The following is a 19107-nucleotide window of genomic DNA, read 5'->3' as shown; positions in this document are numbered from 1 at the left end:
ATGAGACTCCTAAGCAAGAGTGATTCGCGCCCGGTATCGCAACGCGAAGTAAGTGAACCCGTCTTCAAAGAGGGGTGAGGGGGAGGTGACGCGAACGAGAGGGTCGATCACGCCGGCGGTGGGTGGTCGAAAACCACGCAGACAGACATCGATCTGCGTCAGTAACAACCCCGCCTCGCGGGACAACCCTTCATCCCGCGCCGAGGTTTTCACGGCCAGCACCGCCAACCAGTACTGGTCCGTCAGGGTCTCACCCTCCGGACCGCTCACGTCCGGATCATCCCCGCCGTAGATGACGTAACAGGCGGGCACGATTTGCCCTTGGCTTTTCGCGTCGCCCAACTCCAAGGCCGCGACCACACGCCGCAGATCCGGCACATGCGCGCGGATCCGTTCAACAAGTAGGGGTTCAAGGAAAAACAGGTTGGACATCCATCTATCTCCTGGGTGAGAAACCATGCAGCCAGAAGATAAAGGAAAAGAGGGCGGGGAGTTGTCCTGACGTGCGTCAGTGCGTGGTGTTCACGATCATGTTGGCGAGCAAAAGCCGCCGGACGGCCCGTTGCAAACGGGGGTCCTCGATTCCGGCGGTGAGTTCGGAAGCGCGCACCTCTTCGGCGGGTGTCGGGGCGCGTAAGGGGGGAGGGGGTGCCGGGCGTGGCTTTGGGGCGAATTTCAAGGTCTCGGTGCGGCACCGGACGAATGAGATCCCGATTTGAAGTTGATCGCGCAACGCCTGCACGATCTCCGGAGATCGAAAAGATATCTCGGCAGCAAAGGCCGAGGAGTCCACCCGCAGGGTCAGTGTGCCGTTTTGCAGCCGAACCGGCTCGGTGTGCGCGGCCAACTCATCCCCGGCAACGCGTCGCCAGTCGCGCGCCAACTGGCACGCCTTGCTGGAAGGGTGGTCCAGGATATGGCCGGCGATGGCCTGTACCAGGTTGGCAAGCGGTCCAGCCATCAGAATCCTTGCATGGCCTGTCCGTTGAACTCTCCGGGATGGGTCGAGAACATCGGCAAATCCACCACCACGGCTGGCTGGGCGGACGATATGGAGGCGCCGGTCAGGGAGGCCTTGCCGGATGCGATCATCTCCAGCCAACGTATCGCCCGGTCATGCCGGTCGCGCACGGTCTCGGAGGCTTTGTCATCCCACAACAGAAACCGGACGATGTCCCCGCAAAAGCGCGGCAGCGGCGATACGGACACCACCGACGCATCCAGGGGCAAAGGGTGCCGTCGGGCCAGGTACGAGTCCGCCATCCTCGATGCCTGGATCATGGCATCCAGCAGACGACCGACGGCGAACGCGGCCTCCGGGTCTCCCTCCGGATCGAGCAGCCGCGCCTCGGTGATGATCTCGCCTGAGTCCGCCGAGGCGATTTCGCAGATTTCGCGCCCACCGAACCAGCGGATCAGATCGTTTATCGTGACGTACAGATGGGTATCCATGGAAATCGCCTCGCTCAATCGGTTTTTCAATCGCCTGTCGCGTTTTTGGTCGCGCGGAATATCTTGACCCCATCCGGGATGAAACGCGCCAAAAAAAGCCGTTTTAGCGCAAATGGTCAAACCGCACCCAACAGATGCCGGGTAATGATCTCCAGAATCTGCTCCCCACCCTGGGGAGAGAGTCCCAGATACGGGCGCGCCGGGATGGTGATCTCGTGCGCGCCCATGGTGCCCCACTGGGAAAAGTTGGATCTGCGCTTGGGTACGAACCGGGTGCCGACCTCGCCGGTCCGTTTGTTCTGCCGGAAATAAAGCTGCTGGCTGCGTGCGTAAACCGGGATCGTCCCGCCGAACTGGTGGATCGCGGCGTAGCGGCGATTGGTGCCGACACGGGCAAAGGTTTGGCCGGATGATGGTGCAATCGATGCGGCCAACAGGCCGGTAACCTGCAAGATCTTGCCCGGCCACTTGCCTTTCTTCTGACGCGCCCGGATGGTGGAGGGGCGCAACAGGGGCCACGGAACTCCGGAAACCGGATCCGCTTCCCTCTGAAACGCCTCCTCCACACCATCCAGGAGCACTCCGGCAATCTCCCGCATGGCCGGCGCGGTCTGGACTGCCGCTTGCGCCAGACGGTTGAGCGCATCCAGCACCGCGCGGTCGTCGATTTTGATTTCAATCGGGTCGGGCATGACTTACAATCCTTCATGAAGTCGGTTTGTGTGACACGGTGCAAATCTCCCCGCCGTAGCACGTGACTCACGGAGCGCCATGTGGGGTTGAATGGGAGGCCCCACCGCAAACCGACTCTCACCCTTCAATCGGATACCCTCTCTTGATCTCCCGACGCATCTCCCCCTCGTCGGCCCTCTGAAACGACACCAAATACAGCTCTTCCCGGTTCCCGGTCGCTTTGATCACCGCCTTATACAGCCGTCCGTCCACCTTGAAATAAACCAGCCGCCGATCATCCTGCCGGATCACCTGTCCCTCGGTGATGCGCGGCAATTTTTGATACTCCTCCACACCCAATTCCGGATGGCGTCCACGCTGCTTGTCCATGGTATCGGAAGAAATGTAAACGGTCTTGGATTGACTTCCGAGCGCCTTTTGCGCGGCATCATCCAGCACGGCCACGGGAAATTTTCCGCCGACCTCTCCTTTGAAGAACCGTGCGAACTCCGGCCCCGTGACCGACCCCTCCATATACTGCCGGGCCGTCTCGGTGGGGTAGCGGTTCAAATCCGGCTGAAAGGCGGCCTGTCCAGGGTTGTAATCAAACCCCGGATCCGTGGCAAACCTTCCTCCGGTCGGCAACCGGTAGAAGCTCACCGGACGCCAGATTTCGGCTTTGGTCCGGGAATCGATCCCGACCATCCGCTCCTCTTCGCCGATCCGGCCTTTTGCGGATTCAATCGGAACCTTCATCTCCTCGACCTGGCGAGGCGACAGGGCACGCACTCGGCAGCGGCACCCCCAACCGTTGGGCGGATAGAACTTGGCCCAAAACGGGTCATCGTGCGGGAACACCTTGCCGTGCAGCACACGATGAGCTGGGCGGGTGCGGGAGTCCATCACCGCCACATACATCCAGTACGGGCGTGCCTCGGCATTCTCTTTCATCGCCTTCCAGCGTCCCGCCGAATAAGCGGTCTGCAAGTTGGTCCGGTAGATCACCCGCATGCGCCAAGGACTCCCCAACATCGGCCCCTTGCCATCCTCCTGCTCGACCCGCCCCCACCATCCCAACTGTTTAAGACGAGGCTCCAGGCGACGCATGAACATCTCTTGCGTGTCGCCGTTCTTGATGGCCGCCTCGACCTCCGCGCGAATCGCCTTCAACACGTCGAGACTCACCACCTTGGCCACGGTAAACGCCTTGGCATGCGCCTCCTTCCAGGTATCTTGCCAGTCCCAGGAGAACCGCATTCCCTTGGACATCATGTACTCAACAGCTTGCTCCGGAGGCAGGCCGACGGCATAGCCTGGATTAAGACTCGACATGGGCGCCGCTCCGTCCGATCATCTCGGCCACAAAGAACCGCCGCGCCAACGCCTCTTGCAAACCGTCCATATCCAGATCAGGGAACAACTCATCCACCAACCGCAACGCCTTGGCGGGATTTTCAAGCTGCGACATCCGATCCAGGAGACTCTTGAACAACGGCTCAAGCGAACTTGAAACCCCCTCCATCCCGTCGCGCTCTAAAACATCGATCAACCCCTGATCAACATCCTCGGAATCCTCAACACCACTCTCCGCAAAGGAGGTGTCACCCGGTTGCGGACGAACGGATGGCTCCGATACGGGCCGCCCGACGGTCGGCACCTCCTCCCACTCGCCGCCATAACTCTCGACCACCTGCTTGAGGGTGGGGCGATATCCGGCTTTCGCCAGCCGCTCCTCCCGCATCGACCGGGCATCCAGATCCTCCGGCTCCTCGATCACCCTCCGCACTCTGGGCGGGGTAGCGCCAGGAAAATTCCATTCGGTCAGCCATGCGACTGGTCCCTTGTTGAACGACTCGCACAACATATCCGCGTCCGACTTGACCACATCGTTGCGCACCGCGCGATGCACCTCGGCCTTGTATTGCCCGCCAACCGCCTCCGTGGTCATGGTCTGCGACAAAATAACCTTGGCGATTGCCTCGTTCATGCGGTCGTACAACTCGACATTACTGATCGCGCTGGTGGCGGTCTGCAGGATATCCACCTTCATCCCCTCCGGGATGATGATCCCGGATCGCGATTGAATAGCCTCCAACGCTTGCAGCAGTCGCGTTTTTTCCAAATCGCTGGCACCGTTCGGGTATGTCCCGAGCGCCGTGGGCGCCCCGAACTTATCGATACCCTTCAGCCATCCACGGAGGTCCCCTCGTTTGAAGAACGTCGGCCAATAAAGCCAGTGGGCCAGCCCTCGTCCATACGGCTCGTCGCTATGAAACATGCCGGTGGAAAATATCCAGAATTTACGCGGCGGAAGTTCCTTTCCTTCCAGATACTCCGTGTGCGTGCGCAGACGCAGACTCTTGTCAACCCCGAAACAGAACCGCCCTGGGTGGCGCACCAGCAGATCCTGGATGACAACCTGGTCCCCATCGCGGCCCCACATACACTCCGCAACCGAAAAGCCGAAGAACACTCCGTAGAGCATCCAGTCAGTGATCGTATCCCAGGACAACCGGGACAACTGCTTCTTTAAGAACTCCACTGCCGCCTTCGAAGGCGCATCGTCCGCGCCCGGATCCACCACCCAGGGCCGAGAGGTGATCGCCATGCGCCGCTGCTGGAGACAGGATGCCACCTGATCATCCTGCAGGATATCCTCATACAGGGCATAATCCCCGCCACCCTTGCCCATCAATATCGCATCCTGGGGATGGGCGAACGCAAACCCATCCAAAAAGCCGCGTGTGATATCCAGATCCCCGGTACTCGCGGCCAACTCATCGGTAACCGGCGCCGACTGGCTTGGTGATCGGGCCGCTTTCCTTGATCTCTTGCCCATGTCAAAACCCTCCGAATCCCGACAAGCCATCCACCCAGAAGCGTCGCCCAACACTGTCATGCGCCTGACCACCATTCAAGCCCAAGCTTCCCGCGAACGGATCCGGGCGACAATCACCCACCGCCTGAAACGCGATCTCCACCCGTGCCGTTCCCGCCGCATTCGCAGCCAAAAAACAGGCCCAGGTGCGATCCGCATGCCCGGCCCCATCCGACTCGGCAATAAAACGAGAAACGCCGGTCGGCGAGGTGATTTTCTTCAAACGGTGCAGATCCTGCCGCAAGGCCGCATCCCCCGCCGGCACGCGCATCCGCCGCTCCTCGAACAACTGCTTTCCCAAGGTTGCCAATGTCAATTTGGTCGGACTGCTGAAAATAACCCCTTCCACCCGCATGGAGCCGTGACGCCGGCGGGCATCCTCCACCGGCTGCTCGCCCATGCCGGTCTGGTCCATGCACACCCGCATCACCCGGTAGCGACCCATCACCGCGTCAAGCCGCTCGGCCTGCTCGCGGAAAGAGATACCGCGCTCGGCCACGATCTCGCGCACCCAGTACACATCCCCCACCAGCTCCATCACCCAGATCACGAACAGGTCACGCCGCGCGCCGATGTCCACGCCGACATAACAGGGGCCACCCTGATACCGGGCCGGGTCACCCGCCTCCCGATGCTCGGCGGCGTCGATCAGATCATACGGCAGCCACGCCGAGGCCTCGTCCAACCACTCCAGCTCGAACTCCTGGCGCCAGGCATCCTCATCCCCAATCGCGGCGCGCAACTCGGCGATATCGCGGTTCAACCCCTCGCGCACCGCCCGGTGAATGTCCACCACATGCCTTGACCACTCCGGATTGGTCTGGGTAATCAACTCATGGAACTTGTTCCCTTTGCCGTTGGGCGTGGAGACCACCCGCATCTTCAAGTGCGGCGCGCTGATCACCGGGAACAGCGCCGCCCAGATCTTGCGCGAGTCGGCATGAAACGCGAATTCATCCAACATCACGTTGGCCGAAAAGCCGCGCGCGGTCTCCGGACTGGCCGGCAGGGCGGTGATGCGCGACCCGCCCGGAAAGATCACCTCCAGGGCGGTGTACCGCGCCTCCTCCCCTTGCCACAAGCTTTCCGTAAATTGCGGCTCTTGCTTCAGAAAGGCTTTGTGGAGGGCGAAATAGGCCTTGCAGAACGGTTTGACGTAGGTTTCAACCGCCTCCTTGGCTTGCCGTTCCCCCCGTGACAGGATCACCCAGCGGACGCGCTGGTTGGCGGCCTCGGCCCGAAAACAGTCATCCACGATCTCCAGACAACTGGTAAAGGTCTTGCCGGTCTGACGCGCGAACATCCCCACCTTGAACCGGGAGGCGTCTTCGAGCCAGCGCCGCTGGTATGGATGGAGATGAATAATCGGTTTGTTCATGTCGCCAACCCCAATACCCGCCGCACTTCGTCCAGAGTGGTGGCATCGAGCCTGCCCGGTCCACTCGCCAACGCCTCCAGCTTGTCCCGGTTCTCGATGGCAATCTCTCCGGTCAGCCGTTTCTTCAAGGCGATCTCCCGATCCACCGCGCTCTTGTCCGCCGTGGCCAGATCGCGCAGCGCCCGCGCCAGGGTGGCCACATCCGAGGGTTTGGTCTCGTGCTCGTCCATGGCCCCGATGGTCTGATAGGCCACGGTGCGCAGCATCTCCAACAGCAACCGCCCCACATCCCCACCCGGATCCTGGCCAAGCTTCTCGACCCACACGCCGGCCACCTCGCGCGCCTCCCGCGCCATCGCCATGCGCCGATCCAGATCCTTGCGCCAGCGCCCCAGCGCCGAGCGGGAGACCCCGGAACCCAACGTTCGAAGATGGGCCAGGATCTCATCCAGGGTGTACCCACCCTCGCGCACCATGCGCCCGATCTCCTCCAGGATCACGGGAGGCAGACGCGTCATCGTCGATTGGCGCCCCATGTCAACACTCCGGATCCGGGCGCCGCACACCAGGCACCCGCGTCCGCCCGGTGGCCACCTCCAAACCCTCTTGCGTCAGACGTGCCAGCAACACCCCTTCGAGCACCTCGGTCTTCACCAGCGCGGACGATTCGAGCCAGGTCAGCTCGGCGACCACCGCTGATTGCGACACCTGATGCCCGTCGCGATCCAACACCAGCCCAATCAACGGCAGGCTGGCGGTGTAACCGGCGGACTCATGCAGGAATCGCAGTATGCAGAGGCGTCGATCCTGACGGACCACATCACCGAATCCCATCTCAACCTCCTTCACGCATATGATGTTCGATCAGCAGATGCACCTGACGGTTGTTCGCCTCCATCAGCCCGGACAACCGTTCCATGGCCCCGTGAATCTGCGTGATCCGTTCCGAGATCCGCGCCAGATCATCTTGCGACGGTTGGCCTCCCTGGGACTTCTCGATATCCGTGATGCGCTTTTCGTGCGATTTCTCGATCTCGGTGATACGCACCTCCAGATCACGCCGCATCACGGTCATCTCGTCGCGCACCACCTGTTTGAGCGACCAGACCACCCACAAGAACACCACGCTCAATGCCGTGGAAACAGCCGGCCAGATGTCGATGAACAACCGATAGGTCTCCATGTCACACCACGGTCCCGAGAATGGTGTAGATCTGCCGTTCGGTCAGTTCGTTTTGCCGCGCCAGATCCCGCACGCTGACCCCGGCATCATAGGCTTTCTGGATCTCCAGATTGCGTGCCACCCGCTTGAACCCAGTCTCGCGCGGGATTGTGAGCATCTCGCCCCCGAACTCCTTGGACAACTTCAAGGCGATGTCATGGTCGATCCGGGATGCGATACTGCTGGTCGGTTTGACCCGGCGCGGCACAAACACGCGCGTGCCTCCGACAGCCTCGACAATCCGCACCGCCGCCTCCTGACCTACACACCGGACGATCTCGCCAAAACTCCCGGACCCGTGACGGGCCATCACGCTCTCCGACAGATTCGCAACCGCCGCGACCAGGCTCATTGATCGTCTCCCGTCTGCTTGGCGCGCCCGAAGTTGCACGCCAACAGATCGACCAGCTTGTACGCGCGTCCCAAGGTGGTATCGGGCGGCGGGGTGGGGGTGACGGCGGCCACCAACGAGGCGGCGGTGACAACATCGGGACCGTATTGGATCAGGAAATTCAGAATACCCATGGCAATTCTCCGGCAGTTGGAGTGATGTACGATTTCCGCCGAAGAATATCGATTGTGAGAGGAGTTTTTGACCTGACGCGCGTCAGTGCCGCGCGGCGTCAGTAGATGGCGAATCGTCGAAAAAGAGGGTCAACTGGCGTGCGGCGAAAAGTTTGGATAAGGACCTGGAGGAGTCGGGCATGTCCGGATCCGCCATCGACAGGATGGCCCAGACACGCCGTTCGGAGAGTCGGTAATCGAGTGCCAGGGATTGCGCGCCCTCGCCGGTATCATAACGTCGCCGGATCTCCTGATCCCGCAGACACCGGATCGCCTTCTCCGCGCGCGGGATATAGATCCGATCCCCGGCGCCCCAGGCCACCAACCCTTCCGCCGCCTGCCCGCCCAACTCCGCGACCAGTGGGTGATCCGGAGGGAGACGTGACGGCACGGTCAGTACCAGCCCGCCACGCTTTTCGACCAGGCGCAACGTGGCCGTCACCCCGATCACCCGAATCAGCTCGCGCAGAGTCTCCGGGATGAAGCAGCGATCCAGATCGCCCTCCGTCAGCGCGGGAGCGGTGCCGGCCACCTCACGACACCCCTTGATTTCCAGGTTGTGTTGCGGACCGCTTGCGATGGATCGTCAAGGCCTGCACGATCTTGCGCAACTGCCCCTCGTCGCAGTGCTCGATGCGGATCGTCACGTTCTCCTGATTGCGAAAGAACATGTTCTTGGCCATGCCGTTCGCGTAGGCAAAAGGATCGTCCTTTTCGCCCAAAAGCCCCATGTCGCGCAGCAAGGCATAGATCTTCCGCCGGTACTTCGTCCGCTCGTCCACCGGACGCGCCGGAGTCTCGCCCGTGGCCGGACGCGCCCGGCTGCCATTGGAGACCGGGCGCCACCCGAGTTCCACGAAAAAGTCGATCAACTGGTCGGCCTGCTTCTCGGTCAAATCCCGCGACGAGGCCACCCCGTACCGCCCGAGGGCCGCCCGATAATGCTCATCTGGCATGGCCAGACTCTTCTTGGCCATGTGGATCATGGCAAACTGGGCGCGGGATGGCATCGCTTGAACCCCCTGGTTGCTTGGTTGCTCATCAGGCCGGGGCCACCACACCCCGACGACCGCCCTTCCCAATAAGGTGGGGCGGTTTCGCATCAACTCCGGCCCACCCCGGCAGAGGCCGGATCTTCCTTCATCAACACCTCCTGCTTCACCTCGTACCAGAACACATCCTTCAAGATCCGTTTCACCCCCACCTGCTCCAGACGCTCCTCCGGCCAGTCGCGCATCGCCTCCCGGTCCAAATCAACCTTGGTACGCAGCGCCGCCAGTCCCAACTCCCGCACCTTCTCCAGCACCGCCCCCCAGGTAAACTTCGCCACCGGTTTCAACTCCGTCGAGCGCCGATATCCGAACTCTCCCGCGCTCAACTCCACGCTGCGCCTGTCCGCGAACAGCCGGTCCCGATGGATCTCGGCAAACGCACCCAGCGCCCGCTCCAGCTCCCCGAGCCGCACCCGGCGCGGCGCGGCAAACCCCTCCGACGACCGCTTGATGGCGGCGATCGCGGTATTCATATCCGCCTCGATCATCTCCAGTCCGCGCCGGATCGCGCCAATCTCGTCCAACACCTCGTTGGCCTGCGTCAGGTCATGGATCACCAGACCAGGAACCGGTTTCACTCGCGCACTCATGCCACCCTCCCATGTTTCCGTGAATGTTTCTCCAAAAACCGCCGCCCCGCCCGCAGCGCCAACGCCTTGCTGGCAAACAGTCCGTCCTGGCCCGTCTCCGAGGAGAGCACCCCAACCCCGCCCACATAGGGCGTCCAGCCCGTGCGCGCCGACAAGAACCCCAGCCCGAACTTCGCCTCGATCTGTGGATCCTCGAGACGAACAAGCCAATCCGGCCCGTAACCGGGTCCGCATTCCATCCCGCTCATGAGATCCTCCGCATGCCCGCTGCCCGCGAGGTGAGAAAATAGACCGGTCGCGTCTGGCCCGCATGAAGCGGACTCTCGGCATCGGCGCATCCGATCACCCCCTTCATGACCAGCCACGCCAGCAGCGTGCGCAGCATCCAGCGCGGCATTTTCAAACTCATGCGCGCCTCGATCTCCTCGATGGTCAAGCACGACTCCATCTCCAGCACCGCCAACACTCCCTCCTTCTTCCACGGCTTCGTATCCACCACGCGGTGAACCCCACCCGCATGATCCCGCACAATCGCCACCCCGCGCGCCAAAGCCCGCCGCTCCGCTTGCGCTAAAGGGATGACCTTTCCTTTGGCAACTTGTTTATTCATCCTGACCTCCGCACGAATTTTTCCGTGAATCCTGACGACTTTCATTGTGCCGGCAGACACGACACGAGCGTCGCACCAGCGCCTGACCCACCCCCAAACGGTACTCATCGCAACGCGCGCGCAACAGAACCCCGAAGAACGGACAATCCACCTCAGCCTGCATCAACGTATCTTCGACCGCCCGTTGAATGCGGGTTGAACTCCCTTTGTAGGTGCATTTCAGAACGCAATTGACCGCCGAAGGGGAGTACCCAAGCCGCCCCGCCACGCGCACCTGACTGTCCCGGTCGCACGCCTCGGCCAGAGCCACCACCCACCCCGGAATCTCCGCACCCCAACCCTTCCGCGCCACATCCAGATTCTGGCCGCGCATCTCACACCTCCCAAACGGCATCGCTGCCCGGACCGCGCACTTCCTCCACGTTCGGGTCGAAAACGAACTTGGTACGCATGATCATGGGCGCCAAAGGCCCGGTATCCGCGCCTGGGAGAAAGCGGTACCGCTTGCCATCGCTCCGCCTGACATATCCTGCCCATGCCAGCCGATTCAGATAGCTCTCGGCAGCCCCGTCGCTCACCACCACCTTGTCCGTCGAGGCGTGGATCGCCAACTCCCGCGCCGTGAACGCCCCGGTCCACATCTTCATCGTGCGCCACATGTGGTCCTGGCCAAGCCCCATCCCGCCCACCGGCGAACCATCGGCACGCAGGCGGGGCGCCACCGGTCCGAACGGTTTGATCTTGCGATACACGGCCATCTTGCCGGGAGGCGGGGGAGCTTTTTCCAGGTAACCCGCCTTGACCAGACTCTCCATGTAGCCGCGCACCGTGGACGGGTCTGAATTGGTCTCCATCATCACGCCGGCCACCGTGATCTCGCCGTCAGCCTCTCGCAGGATCTCCCATACCCCCCGATAGCCGCGCGGAACCCGCACCGCCAACCGCGCCTCGATGGGCGCCGCTCTCCTGGTCTTCACGCCGCCCTCCGTTTCGCCGTCTTGCCGGTGAAGAACTCCCGCTCGCCCCACATCGCAAGATCGATCATCTCCGCCCCCCGGTTGCGCGCCACCTCGGCGGCCTGATACAGGTTGCTGATGATCCGTGGCAACAGCCGCCCGGATTTGGTCAGAATCTCGTCCAGCAGGTCATCCTTGACGCGGATCTCCGGACACAACAACCCGGCCATCAATCGTGCGTCGCCCTTGTCGGCGAACACCGCCTCCTGCCACACCGACACCCGGTTGTGAATCTCCTCGCTCCGCTCCACGATCCCCGGCAGATCCTCCTCGCCGATCAGGACGATTGTGGCGCCCCCCACGTCATGCAGCGTGCGGACTACGTCCTGGAAATGGACAAACACTTGGTCGCGCTCGCGATACCGCCGCACGAACATGTATTGGGCATCATCGAAGAACAACACCGGATTCTCCATCGATCCGAGCACGGTAGTGGCCTGCTTGGCCAGCTCCGGAATCGACCCGCGCGCGCCAGACTTTCCCAACTTGTGCAACAACTCCTGATAAAAGAACTTGCGCGTGTAATCCGGGGTGATCTGCAGAAAGAACGCCTGGTGCAGATTGACCGCCAGCGTGGCCGCCACCGTCTTGCCCATGCCGGAAAAGCCGTGAAAGATTCCCACCCCAGGCACACTCGGCGGGCGGTTCACCAACCGCTCCACCAGCTCGGCAATCAACCCTGTGTTGCGCAACGGCGCCGTGGTCCGCTTGATTTTTTCGTTGGTTTGTGTCATGCTTCAGACCTCCTATGTCAGTTGTACCCGAAGCACCCGCCCGCCCAGGCGGGTTCTTCATTTCAGGCTTGCCGATAAAACCGCTCCAAACGCCGCTTGGCCTTGTATTCGCTGCTCTCCTGATACAGCCGCAACCGTCGCGACACCTCTTCGTCCAACGTCTCCCCAGCCGCCAGTCGCGCCTCCAGCTCGCAAGCATTGGTGTAACGGATCGCCGCCTCGTCCCGCTCCGGCTCGACCGGCTTGGCCAGATGCTCCCGGATGTCGAGCAGCTTGGCCTGCTGGCTCGGCGTCAAGGGCGCCTCGGGCGCCGGTGTACCGCTCTTGACCCGCACCGCCTCCTTGGCCGCCGCGATGTCTGGCGTGGCATGGGTCGTGGCCGGCGCCGGGAAGGCCACCAGCCGCCCGTTGCGCCGCGCGGCATCCGCCACGATCTCCTCGCTCATCGTCTTGACGTTGATGGTGCGCTTGGCCACCTTCACCTCTTCCATGGCCCCGTCGAGCAACGCCTTCTGCCGCTCCCGCACCTTGGCCGCCACTTCGGCCCGCGACACCCCGGCCCGCTCCGGATTGATCGCCAGACAGACGAACTCCCACGGCTCGCCCCGGTACACGTAAATCCGCCCCAGGTCGTCCGGATCCAGGCGCACATGGACCTCCTGACCCACCAGCAACCCCAGGGCGCCGTGATGGTAGTCGATCCCCTGAATGCGGATCCCCTTGGAGGTCACGGTCCGCACCCCCTTGCCGTCCGGAGGCGGGGCCAACAGGTGCTCCAACACCCCTTCGCCCTCGATGCGTGCCACCGGACCACGCCAGGCGGTCCGCACCTCAAAGGGTGTCTTGCCGCTCAGGCCCTCGTGGGGCTCGAAAACCCATTTCTGTCCGATCCAGGCATCCAGCCGCGCCTGCAATTCGTCCCTGGTCAGCTCCACGCAAAACACCTTGTCTTCCGGCTGCCCCAGCCGCGCCAGAAACGTCTTGCGCGCCTCGATCTGTTTGCGATCCGTGACGTTGTGGCCGATATAGCCGGGTTGCATCTCCATGAAGGCGTGCTGAATCGTGCCGATGGCCCGCTCCACCGCCGCCTTCTGTTGCGGTTGGCCCGGATCGCACAACCGCTGCTTGACGCCTAACCGCCGCAGCACGTCCATGAAATACTTGGAGGTGAAATCCGAACCGTTGTCCGTCACCAACTCCTCCGGCACCCCCCAATCCAGCATCCCATCCCGCAACAGCAACAGCGCCGCCGCGCTCTTCGGGGTGCGCGTCAACCGCACCTTGGGCCACCGGGAGTGGATATCCACCAGCACGTACATCGAAAACCGTCCGTCCGAGCACAGACAATCCACCGGCGAGGCGTCCATCTCCCACAACTGATTGCGCCGCGCGATGTCGTCATACATCCGCCCCGCCGCCATGCGGTACGCGCTCCGGTAGCGGTCCGGATGGGTGGCGAGCGCGAACAGCGCCTTGTTGTCACTTTTGAACTGCTGGATGAACCGCTGAAAACTCCGCTCCGAAGGCAACGGTTGCGCCTTTTTCTCGCCCGTCCGTGGCTCGATCACCTCCACCCACTCCCCGAACCGCGCCAAGGCCAGATCCCGCGCCATCTTCCCCCCGGCATGCGGCAGAGTGGTGATCAACCCGATCACCAGCGTCCGCAACGGCTCGCAACAGCTCCACACATCCACCCCCCGGCGCGGCCCGTACCGCCCGGCCAGCACCGCAATCCCCAACGCCCGTTTCTGTTGACGCCAACGCCGCACCGTGGCCAGACTGATCGTGCTCGCCACCGCCGACACCTCGACCGGCACCCCCAACAGCTTTGGATCGCTGTTGTAGATCCGCACGAACGCCTCCTCCCCGGTCGTCTGCAACAATCCGGAAGAGCCGATGAACCGCTCCAGCGCCTCCAGAATCGCCAGCCTGGCATCCAGGCGACCATTGGCGCGCGCCGTCAGTGCGACCATCGCCCCCTTGCTACACGTCACCACCTCCCCGACAACCTCCCCCTCACCCTCGCATCCCGGCTTGGGCAGCAGCAGGTGGTGATATTCGTACCCACCCCCAGCCCCATCCCGACACCGCCAGTATCGCCCCTCCCACTCCGGACGGCGCCATTGCCACTCCTGCGCCCGCATATCCACCGCCTGCCGGGTGATGCCCAACCGATCCGCAACCTCTTGAGTGGTCAGCCACACATCCATCACTTGCTCCTTGGCCGCGTCACGATGCCCTGTTTCACCAACTCATCCAGAAACCGCTGCTGCGCGGCGGGCCGCGCTCTCCTCCAGGCCGATTGCAGCGCCGACACCTCAACCTCGATCTCCTCGACCACCTTCGTCGGACACTTGTTGCGCATGCGCATGTCAATCATCCCGCCAACCGTCATCCGGCTTCTGCCGGCCTCGGTCAGATCCAACGCCTCCACCACCTCCCGCTGCTCCTTGGGCGTCAGTTTGGCCAACCGGGTCAACTCGGCCTGGTTCCTGGCCACCCAGCTTCCGGCCAGCTTCTCCCGCACCACGGGATCGAGCCGTTGATACAAACTGATGGATCGTTCAACCGTTCGACGATTCAAACCTGTTGATTTTTCGGTTGATTCTGAAAACGACAATTTGTCGTTTTCAGTCTTCACCCTTGTCCCAACCCTATCGCGCCCACCTCCGCATGCCCCGTGCTTCGTCTCCGGATGCAACGCCTCGTAAACCTTCTTCCGTTCCGCCAGGAACGCCGCCCGATCCAGCGGCGTCAGCTCGTGGCGATAAAGGTTCTCGTCGATCTCCAGCAACCGCGCCCGCAAGTCGTCGCACGCCACCACCTGACAAGCCACCTCAACCATCCCCAACCGCCGACACGCCTCCAACCGATGCGCCCCAGCGATCAGCACATACCGCCCATCGCCCCCCTCCCGCACCTGCAACGGCTGCTGCAACCCGCTCTCGGCAATCGATTCCGCCAAACTCCCCACCCACCCAGCATCCACCACCCGCAGGCGGTTCTCCGCGTGGATGGCGGTCAGGGCAATGTCGCATATCGGGTTGGTCACCATTTTCAACCTCCCAGCATCGCCCGCACGACGGCAACCATCCCCTCCCACGCCCCTTTCTTGAGCAGATCCGACCCCAGATCAACCAGCACCTCGCCCGCCGTCGCACCACCTTTCGATCCGGCAATCGATTCCGGGATCTTGCTCAACGCCGCCAACCCCTTGGACGTCAACACCACCTCCGTGAACACCGCCTGATCAGCCGACGAGGAGTAACGCAGCATCTTCTCGTGCCGCAAAAAGGCCATGGTGGCTCCATAAACCCGCATCCGCCGCGCCTTGCGAACCGCATCGCGTCTCACATCCTCAAACGCTTCCAGCGCCTCCAGGTCCAGATGGATCGGAACCGGGAAATGCTGATACAGCTCTCCCAAAATCAACCCGACACCCCGATTGAAATCGTCAATGTTCTCCATCCCATCCTCCATATCCGGCTGCTCGTCAGGCCAGGGCCACCACGCCCCGACGACCGCCCTCACGGGCGGTTTCGCAAGGAATCATGATTTTGCGTCCAAAGCGCGCCTGTAGAGATCAATGATGCCCTCGTCTGTTTCTGTGCTATCTGGATCAATGGAGCGCATACGGATGATTTTACGCAAAATCGACTGATCAAAACTCTCAAACCCAGCTTCCGAGTAAACCTTCCACATTTCGGATTCAAAGTAGAGTATTTCATTCCATATCCGCTCAATTTCCTTGACGAAACGAATAAGTTTAACTTTATCCACATACTCCACTGGCATAGGTTTTCGTTGAGGATATCTCTCCGAATTCTGTCCGGAATTACTCATCCTAACCATCCTTTCTAGTCAGAAATGCTATACTTCTGCCGGTTCGTCTTGGTCACTGGGGGGGGGCGGGCACTCCTCCGGCGCTGTCGGCGTCGATTGCGCACAATCGGTCTCGGCCAGATACTCAAGCGTCCTTCCCGGATCGAGTTCCGCCTGCTTGAGAAGCGCCTGGGCCGACCAGAGATCGTCATCAATGACGCAGAGATCTTGTGTCAACTGACGCAGATTTTTCTGCAGGGCGGCTTTGACCTTTTTCAACGCACTGATCGATTTGTTGGCCACATCGGTAGGACACAGTTTTTCACGCAGATCGGCTTTGACTTTTTTCAGTGTGCGGATCGATTTCCGGGTCTCGCGGGCAACGGTCAAAATGTTGTTCCGTTTCACTTCCAGTTCACCAATCACGCGAACCACACGGGAAATATGCTCCAGCATTTCCGGTGACGTTGGGTCCGCCGTTTGATCCTGCTCATCCTTTTGAGTTTCCATAATCTTTTCAATCTCCTCCTGTCAGTTTGTTTGTTGTTTGCTTCACTTTTCCGCGCTACTCTTTTTCCAACTCCGTCTGCGACCGCCCACGCCGTCGTGGCCGGTCAACCGGCCCGTCTGGATACCGCTCCGGCCAGATCTCCCAGGGGTTCATCTCCAGGGCATCGGCAATGGTCCATTCGCCGTTCGGATAACGCATGTGCAAGGCCTTCCTCACGGAGTCAGGGCGAAATCCGCGCGCCACACTCAAGCGGCGCAACGACCATCCCCGCCTCTCCAAGGCGGCCTTGATGTCAATTCGGTCCATGGCTCTTTCACCAGCTTGTTTGGGTGTTAAAGAATCTATGGGGAAGAGTATGTAACCGAACGGTTTCCATGTAAAGGAAAAAGGAACCGAGTGGTGAATTTTTCTGACCGATTAAAGGAAGAGAGGGCGCGTCTTGGAATGAATCAAACCGAGATGGCCACCTATGGGGGAGTCACAAAAAAAACTCAAGTTCTTTATGAGAGTGGAGAGCGCGCCCCAAATACAGATTATATAACCGCAATTGCGGATGCTGGTGTTGATGTAAACTATCTTCTGACCGGAGAGCGAATCAGCAAACCCAGCACGGTGGCGGATGAGATGGCGGGGGTGTTGTATGTTATCGAAAGCGTTCTGAAACGCGAACGGAAAGATATTGAACCAGAACTTAAGGCTAAATTTCTTTTGGTGGCCTACAAGGAAAGCACGCCTGACGAGCGACGCAGAATGCTTGAAGCTTTGGAGGAAGGGTCTTTCATGCTTCCGCTTTCGGTCGCGAGGATTTTCGGCCTAACAACCGGCTGAACCTGCCCAACAAACAGAAATCAATAGAGATTTTCATGCATCTCCAATCTTTGTCGATGATGGATTATAACCAACCACCATCCAAGGAGGAGCGCATGATCGACCATCTCAACGCAACGCAAGTGTCACGTCAAATCCAGAAGAGTATTCAACCGCAAACCCGCCACCAAGCCACAAGAGCCGCACTCCTGATCGCGGTCGCCCTCCTGGTCATCTCCACTCTGGCTTGGCACCACCATCAAACCCGCCCCATCACCCAGGATCAACTCACCACCCTCTCCGATCTGGTGGCCGCCACCTCGACCCGCTCCGGCCTCTCCCACCAAAAGATCTGGAGCAACCTGCACAAGCGTTTCGAGATCCGCCGCGCCAGCCAGCTCAAGCACGGCGATTTCGAATCCGCCATCACCTTCCTGGCCGCCCACCCGTCACCCTGACCACCCCTCCCACCCCCACCGCCCGCCCGGCCCATCCGGGCGGGCACCCCGTCTTGCCACCGCCGGCAAGATGGCTTAACCCGAATCGTCAATCGCAAAGATTTCTAAACGACTTCATGCTCTTTTCGATACAATACTCAATCATTCTGAAATCACCACTCCATTCACTTGCACATGTTTCTCTGATTCCTGCTATTTTCTTATCTCTTGGTCGGCACATATTCTTACCTGTTTTTGCCTCCTCCACACGCTCCTGCGCATCTTTCTTCGCCTTATTGATCGCTTCTTCAGCCTCATCCTTGAGCCTTCTCAATTCAGCCTCTTTTTCCTTCTTTTCTCTTGCTGCTTTCTCCTCTTCCAGAATACTATTGTGTACCTCTCTTGCCTTGTCGATCTTCCTGGCCCTGTCGGCCTCGTTTCTTTTGGCGATAAATGCGTACTTCTGGTCTTCGTTCAAATCGCACGGAGTGTTGCTGAAATACGGCCTCCCCGTCGGCGGATAGATGCACTCAAAGAACTTGCACTCATACACCTTGTCCCGCCAATCTTCCTCCCCGGCCCACGCCGGCCAAGTCAACCATAGCCCCAACAACCCCACATGCATTCTCGACAAGCGCATCGCATCCTCCTTCCGGTCGGCGGCCAACCCTGCAACTCATGAACGAAAACCATCTCACCCAAGGAAAATTCTATATTTTGACCGACAACGGATCAATGAAATTTCATCACCGAATATCGATAATATTAATTATAACACCGATCAATAATCGATCCATTTGTTACAACTCGCCCCACTCGCCACACCAGGAATGCTCACCCAAGGCAAACTAAACAGGTAGCGATCATTGGGTGGTCAAGCTGCGCTCAAGACGCGTTCAACACCCCTTCAACACCCCTTCAACACCCCTTGAAACCATCCCCCAATCACCCCTCATCCAAAAAATATTACTTGCAGGTTTTATTCGGTTTTTTCGCCTTTCAAGCTCAAAATTACAGCAATAAATCAATACGTTACCTTCCGCAACCTAACAACAAAATAATGATGTATTTTATTGCATCCTACGACCTCGACACCCCACCAAAAACCCCACCCGCCCAACCCCGACCAGCCACAACAAACAAAAGCATTCTCAACCACTTACCCAACACTCAAGGCAACAAAAAAGGGGCCGAGGCCCCCGTCAAAAATTCTCATTTTGCTTGTCGCCACCCACCCGCCGCCGCCAACCCCCTCCCGCTCCAAATCCCCCATAAACCCCCGCCATCCCTCAATATCCCACCAAATCCCGGCACTGGGCTCCGACTGTTCTATGCGCCCTTGACCGAGGCTGGAAGAGGCTG

General features: G+C 60.5%; 29 protein-coding genes and 2 other RNA genes. 2 read left to right on the top strand and 29 right to left on the bottom strand.

Features of this window, described 5'->3' with window-relative positions; all coding sequences use genetic code 11:
• Positions 1-9 precede the first annotated feature (9 nt).
• From ACV4UY_RS12915 to ACV4UY_RS12780, 28 genes are all read right to left on the bottom strand, one after another.
• Positions 10-432: a phage tail terminator protein gene (locus ACV4UY_RS12915; protein WP_491607996.1), complete on the bottom strand. Its 423-nt coding sequence runs from the start codon at positions 430-432 to the stop codon at positions 10-12.
• Between the two features lie 76 nt (positions 433-508).
• Entirely contained in the window at positions 509-961 is a 453-nt protein-coding gene (locus tag ACV4UY_RS12910; RefSeq protein WP_491607995.1) for a DciA family protein, read from the bottom strand.
• A complete protein-coding gene (locus ACV4UY_RS12905) occupies positions 961-1452 on the bottom strand; it encodes a phage protein Gp36 family protein (RefSeq protein WP_491607994.1) in 492 nt (163 codons plus the stop codon). Before ACV4UY_RS12905 ends, ACV4UY_RS12910 begins: the two co-directional genes overlap by 1 nt.
• Positions 1453-1568: 116 nt before the next feature.
• On the bottom strand, positions 1569-2144 hold the full coding sequence (locus tag ACV4UY_RS12900) for a phage virion morphogenesis protein (protein WP_491607993.1): 576 nt from the start codon (positions 2142-2144) through the stop codon (positions 1569-1571).
• Between the two features lie 118 nt (positions 2145-2262).
• Positions 2263-3456 carry a phage head morphogenesis protein gene (locus ACV4UY_RS12895; protein ID WP_491607992.1) on the bottom strand — a complete coding sequence of 398 codons (1194 nt, stop codon included), beginning with the start codon at positions 3454-3456 and terminating at the stop codon, positions 2263-2265.
• Complete coding sequence (locus ACV4UY_RS12890) at positions 3443-4963, bottom strand: DUF935 domain-containing protein (RefSeq protein WP_491607991.1); 1521 nt, start codon at positions 4961-4963, stop codon at positions 3443-3445. Before ACV4UY_RS12890 ends, ACV4UY_RS12895 begins: the two co-directional genes overlap by 14 nt.
• Position 4964: 1 nt before the next feature.
• Positions 4965-6380, bottom strand: coding sequence for a phage terminase large subunit family protein (locus ACV4UY_RS12885; RefSeq protein WP_491607990.1), 1416 nt, complete (start codon positions 6378-6380; stop codon positions 4965-4967).
• On the bottom strand, positions 6377-6916 hold the full coding sequence (locus ACV4UY_RS12880) for a phage protein Gp27 family protein (RefSeq protein ID WP_491607989.1): 540 nt from the start codon (positions 6914-6916) through the stop codon (positions 6377-6379). The genes ACV4UY_RS12885 and ACV4UY_RS12880 overlap by 4 nt, the downstream gene beginning before the upstream one ends.
• Position 6917: 1 nt before the next feature.
• Positions 6918-7214 (bottom strand): VpaChn25_0724 family phage protein, encoded by a 297-nt coding sequence (locus ACV4UY_RS12875; RefSeq protein WP_491607988.1) that lies wholly within the window; start codon positions 7212-7214, stop codon positions 6918-6920.
• A 1-nt stretch (position 7215) separates the two neighbouring features.
• Positions 7216-7563: a DUF2730 family protein gene (locus ACV4UY_RS12870; protein WP_491607987.1), complete on the bottom strand. Its 348-nt coding sequence runs from the start codon at positions 7561-7563 to the stop codon at positions 7216-7218.
• Between the two features lies 1 nt (position 7564).
• Positions 7565-7954, bottom strand: a complete 390-nt coding sequence (locus ACV4UY_RS12865; RefSeq protein WP_491607986.1) for a Mor transcription activator family protein — start codon at positions 7952-7954, stop codon at positions 7565-7567.
• The gene (locus ACV4UY_RS12860; protein ID WP_491607985.1) at positions 7951-8127 is read right to left on the bottom strand and encodes a hypothetical protein; all 177 of its coding nucleotides are present in this window, start codon (positions 8125-8127) and stop codon (positions 7951-7953) included. The genes ACV4UY_RS12865 and ACV4UY_RS12860 overlap by 4 nt, the downstream gene beginning before the upstream one ends.
• An 82-nt stretch (positions 8128-8209) precedes the next feature.
• Positions 8210-8698 carry a Mor transcription activator family protein gene (locus ACV4UY_RS12855; protein ID WP_491607984.1) on the bottom strand — a complete coding sequence of 163 codons (489 nt, stop codon included), beginning with the start codon at positions 8696-8698 and terminating at the stop codon, positions 8210-8212.
• A gap of 1 nt (position 8699) precedes the next feature.
• On the bottom strand, positions 8700-9176 hold the full coding sequence (locus tag ACV4UY_RS12850) for a phage protein GemA/Gp16 family protein (protein ID WP_491607983.1): 477 nt from the start codon (positions 9174-9176) through the stop codon (positions 8700-8702).
• An 18-nt stretch (positions 9177-9194) separates the two neighbouring features.
• Positions 9195-9269: hammerhead ribozyme type II (locus ACV4UY_RS12845), an RNA gene on the bottom strand.
• Positions 9269-9808, bottom strand: coding sequence for a host-nuclease inhibitor Gam family protein (locus ACV4UY_RS12840; RefSeq protein ID WP_491607982.1), 540 nt, complete (start codon positions 9806-9808; stop codon positions 9269-9271). The genes ACV4UY_RS12845 and ACV4UY_RS12840 overlap by 1 nt, the downstream gene beginning before the upstream one ends.
• Positions 9805-10056, bottom strand: a complete 252-nt coding sequence (locus ACV4UY_RS12835) for a hypothetical protein (protein WP_491607981.1) — start codon at positions 10054-10056, stop codon at positions 9805-9807. Before ACV4UY_RS12835 ends, ACV4UY_RS12840 begins: the two co-directional genes overlap by 4 nt.
• Complete coding sequence (locus ACV4UY_RS12830) at positions 10053-10418, bottom strand: hypothetical protein (protein WP_491607980.1); 366 nt, start codon at positions 10416-10418, stop codon at positions 10053-10055. The genes ACV4UY_RS12835 and ACV4UY_RS12830 overlap by 4 nt, the downstream gene beginning before the upstream one ends.
• Complete coding sequence (locus ACV4UY_RS12825; RefSeq protein WP_491607979.1) at positions 10411-10791, bottom strand: hypothetical protein; 381 nt, start codon at positions 10789-10791, stop codon at positions 10411-10413. The genes ACV4UY_RS12830 and ACV4UY_RS12825 overlap by 8 nt, the downstream gene beginning before the upstream one ends.
• 1 nt (position 10792) lies before the next feature.
• Positions 10793-11395: a hypothetical protein gene (locus ACV4UY_RS12820; RefSeq protein ID WP_491607978.1), complete on the bottom strand. Its 603-nt coding sequence runs from the start codon at positions 11393-11395 to the stop codon at positions 10793-10795.
• The gene (locus ACV4UY_RS12815; RefSeq protein WP_491607977.1) at positions 11392-12168 is read right to left on the bottom strand and encodes an AAA family ATPase; all 777 of its coding nucleotides are present in this window, start codon (positions 12166-12168) and stop codon (positions 11392-11394) included. The genes ACV4UY_RS12820 and ACV4UY_RS12815 overlap by 4 nt, the downstream gene beginning before the upstream one ends.
• A gap of 62 nt (positions 12169-12230) precedes the next feature.
• On the bottom strand, positions 12231-14378 hold the full coding sequence (locus ACV4UY_RS12810; protein ID WP_491607976.1) for a Mu transposase C-terminal domain-containing protein: 2148 nt from the start codon (positions 14376-14378) through the stop codon (positions 12231-12233).
• On the bottom strand, positions 14378-15220 hold the full coding sequence (locus ACV4UY_RS12805; protein WP_491607975.1) for a ParB N-terminal domain-containing protein: 843 nt from the start codon (positions 15218-15220) through the stop codon (positions 14378-14380). Before ACV4UY_RS12805 ends, ACV4UY_RS12810 begins: the two co-directional genes overlap by 1 nt.
• Before the next feature lie 5 nt (positions 15221-15225).
• On the bottom strand, positions 15226-15636 hold the full coding sequence (locus tag ACV4UY_RS12800; RefSeq protein ID WP_491607974.1) for a hypothetical protein: 411 nt from the start codon (positions 15634-15636) through the stop codon (positions 15226-15228).
• 12 nt (positions 15637-15648) lie between these two features.
• Positions 15649-15713: hammerhead ribozyme type II (locus tag ACV4UY_RS12795), an RNA gene on the bottom strand.
• Positions 15714-15717: 4 nt separating this feature from the next.
• Positions 15718-16011, bottom strand: coding sequence for a GapR family DNA-binding domain-containing protein (locus ACV4UY_RS12790; protein ID WP_491607973.1), 294 nt, complete (start codon positions 16009-16011; stop codon positions 15718-15720).
• 27 nt (positions 16012-16038) lie between these two features.
• Positions 16039-16500: a hypothetical protein gene (locus ACV4UY_RS12785; protein WP_491607972.1), complete on the bottom strand. Its 462-nt coding sequence runs from the start codon at positions 16498-16500 to the stop codon at positions 16039-16041.
• Between the two features lie 55 nt (positions 16501-16555).
• Entirely contained in the window at positions 16556-16807 is a 252-nt protein-coding gene (locus ACV4UY_RS12780) for a helix-turn-helix domain-containing protein (protein WP_491607971.1), read from the bottom strand.
• 93 nt (positions 16808-16900) lie between these two features.
• Between ACV4UY_RS12780 and ACV4UY_RS12775 the strand changes: the two genes are divergently transcribed.
• Together ACV4UY_RS12775 and ACV4UY_RS12770 are read left to right on the top strand one after the other, a co-directional pair.
• Positions 16901-17329 (top strand): helix-turn-helix domain-containing protein, encoded by a 429-nt coding sequence (locus ACV4UY_RS12775; RefSeq protein WP_491607970.1) that lies wholly within the window; start codon positions 16901-16903, stop codon positions 17327-17329.
• Positions 17330-17364: 35 nt separating this feature from the next.
• Positions 17365-17766, top strand: coding sequence for a hypothetical protein (locus ACV4UY_RS12770; protein WP_491607969.1), 402 nt, complete (start codon positions 17365-17367; stop codon positions 17764-17766).
• An 88-nt stretch (positions 17767-17854) separates the two neighbouring features.
• Here the strand turns inward: ACV4UY_RS12770 and ACV4UY_RS12765 are convergent, their stop codons facing one another.
• A complete protein-coding gene (locus ACV4UY_RS12765; RefSeq protein WP_491607968.1) occupies positions 17855-18379 on the bottom strand; it encodes a hypothetical protein in 525 nt (174 codons plus the stop codon).
• Positions 18380-19107 lie beyond the last annotated feature (728 nt).

The sequence above is a fragment of the Candidatus Magnetaquiglobus sp. genome (assembly GCF_058402785.1).
This window is presented reverse-complemented; position numbering and strand designations above follow the sequence as displayed.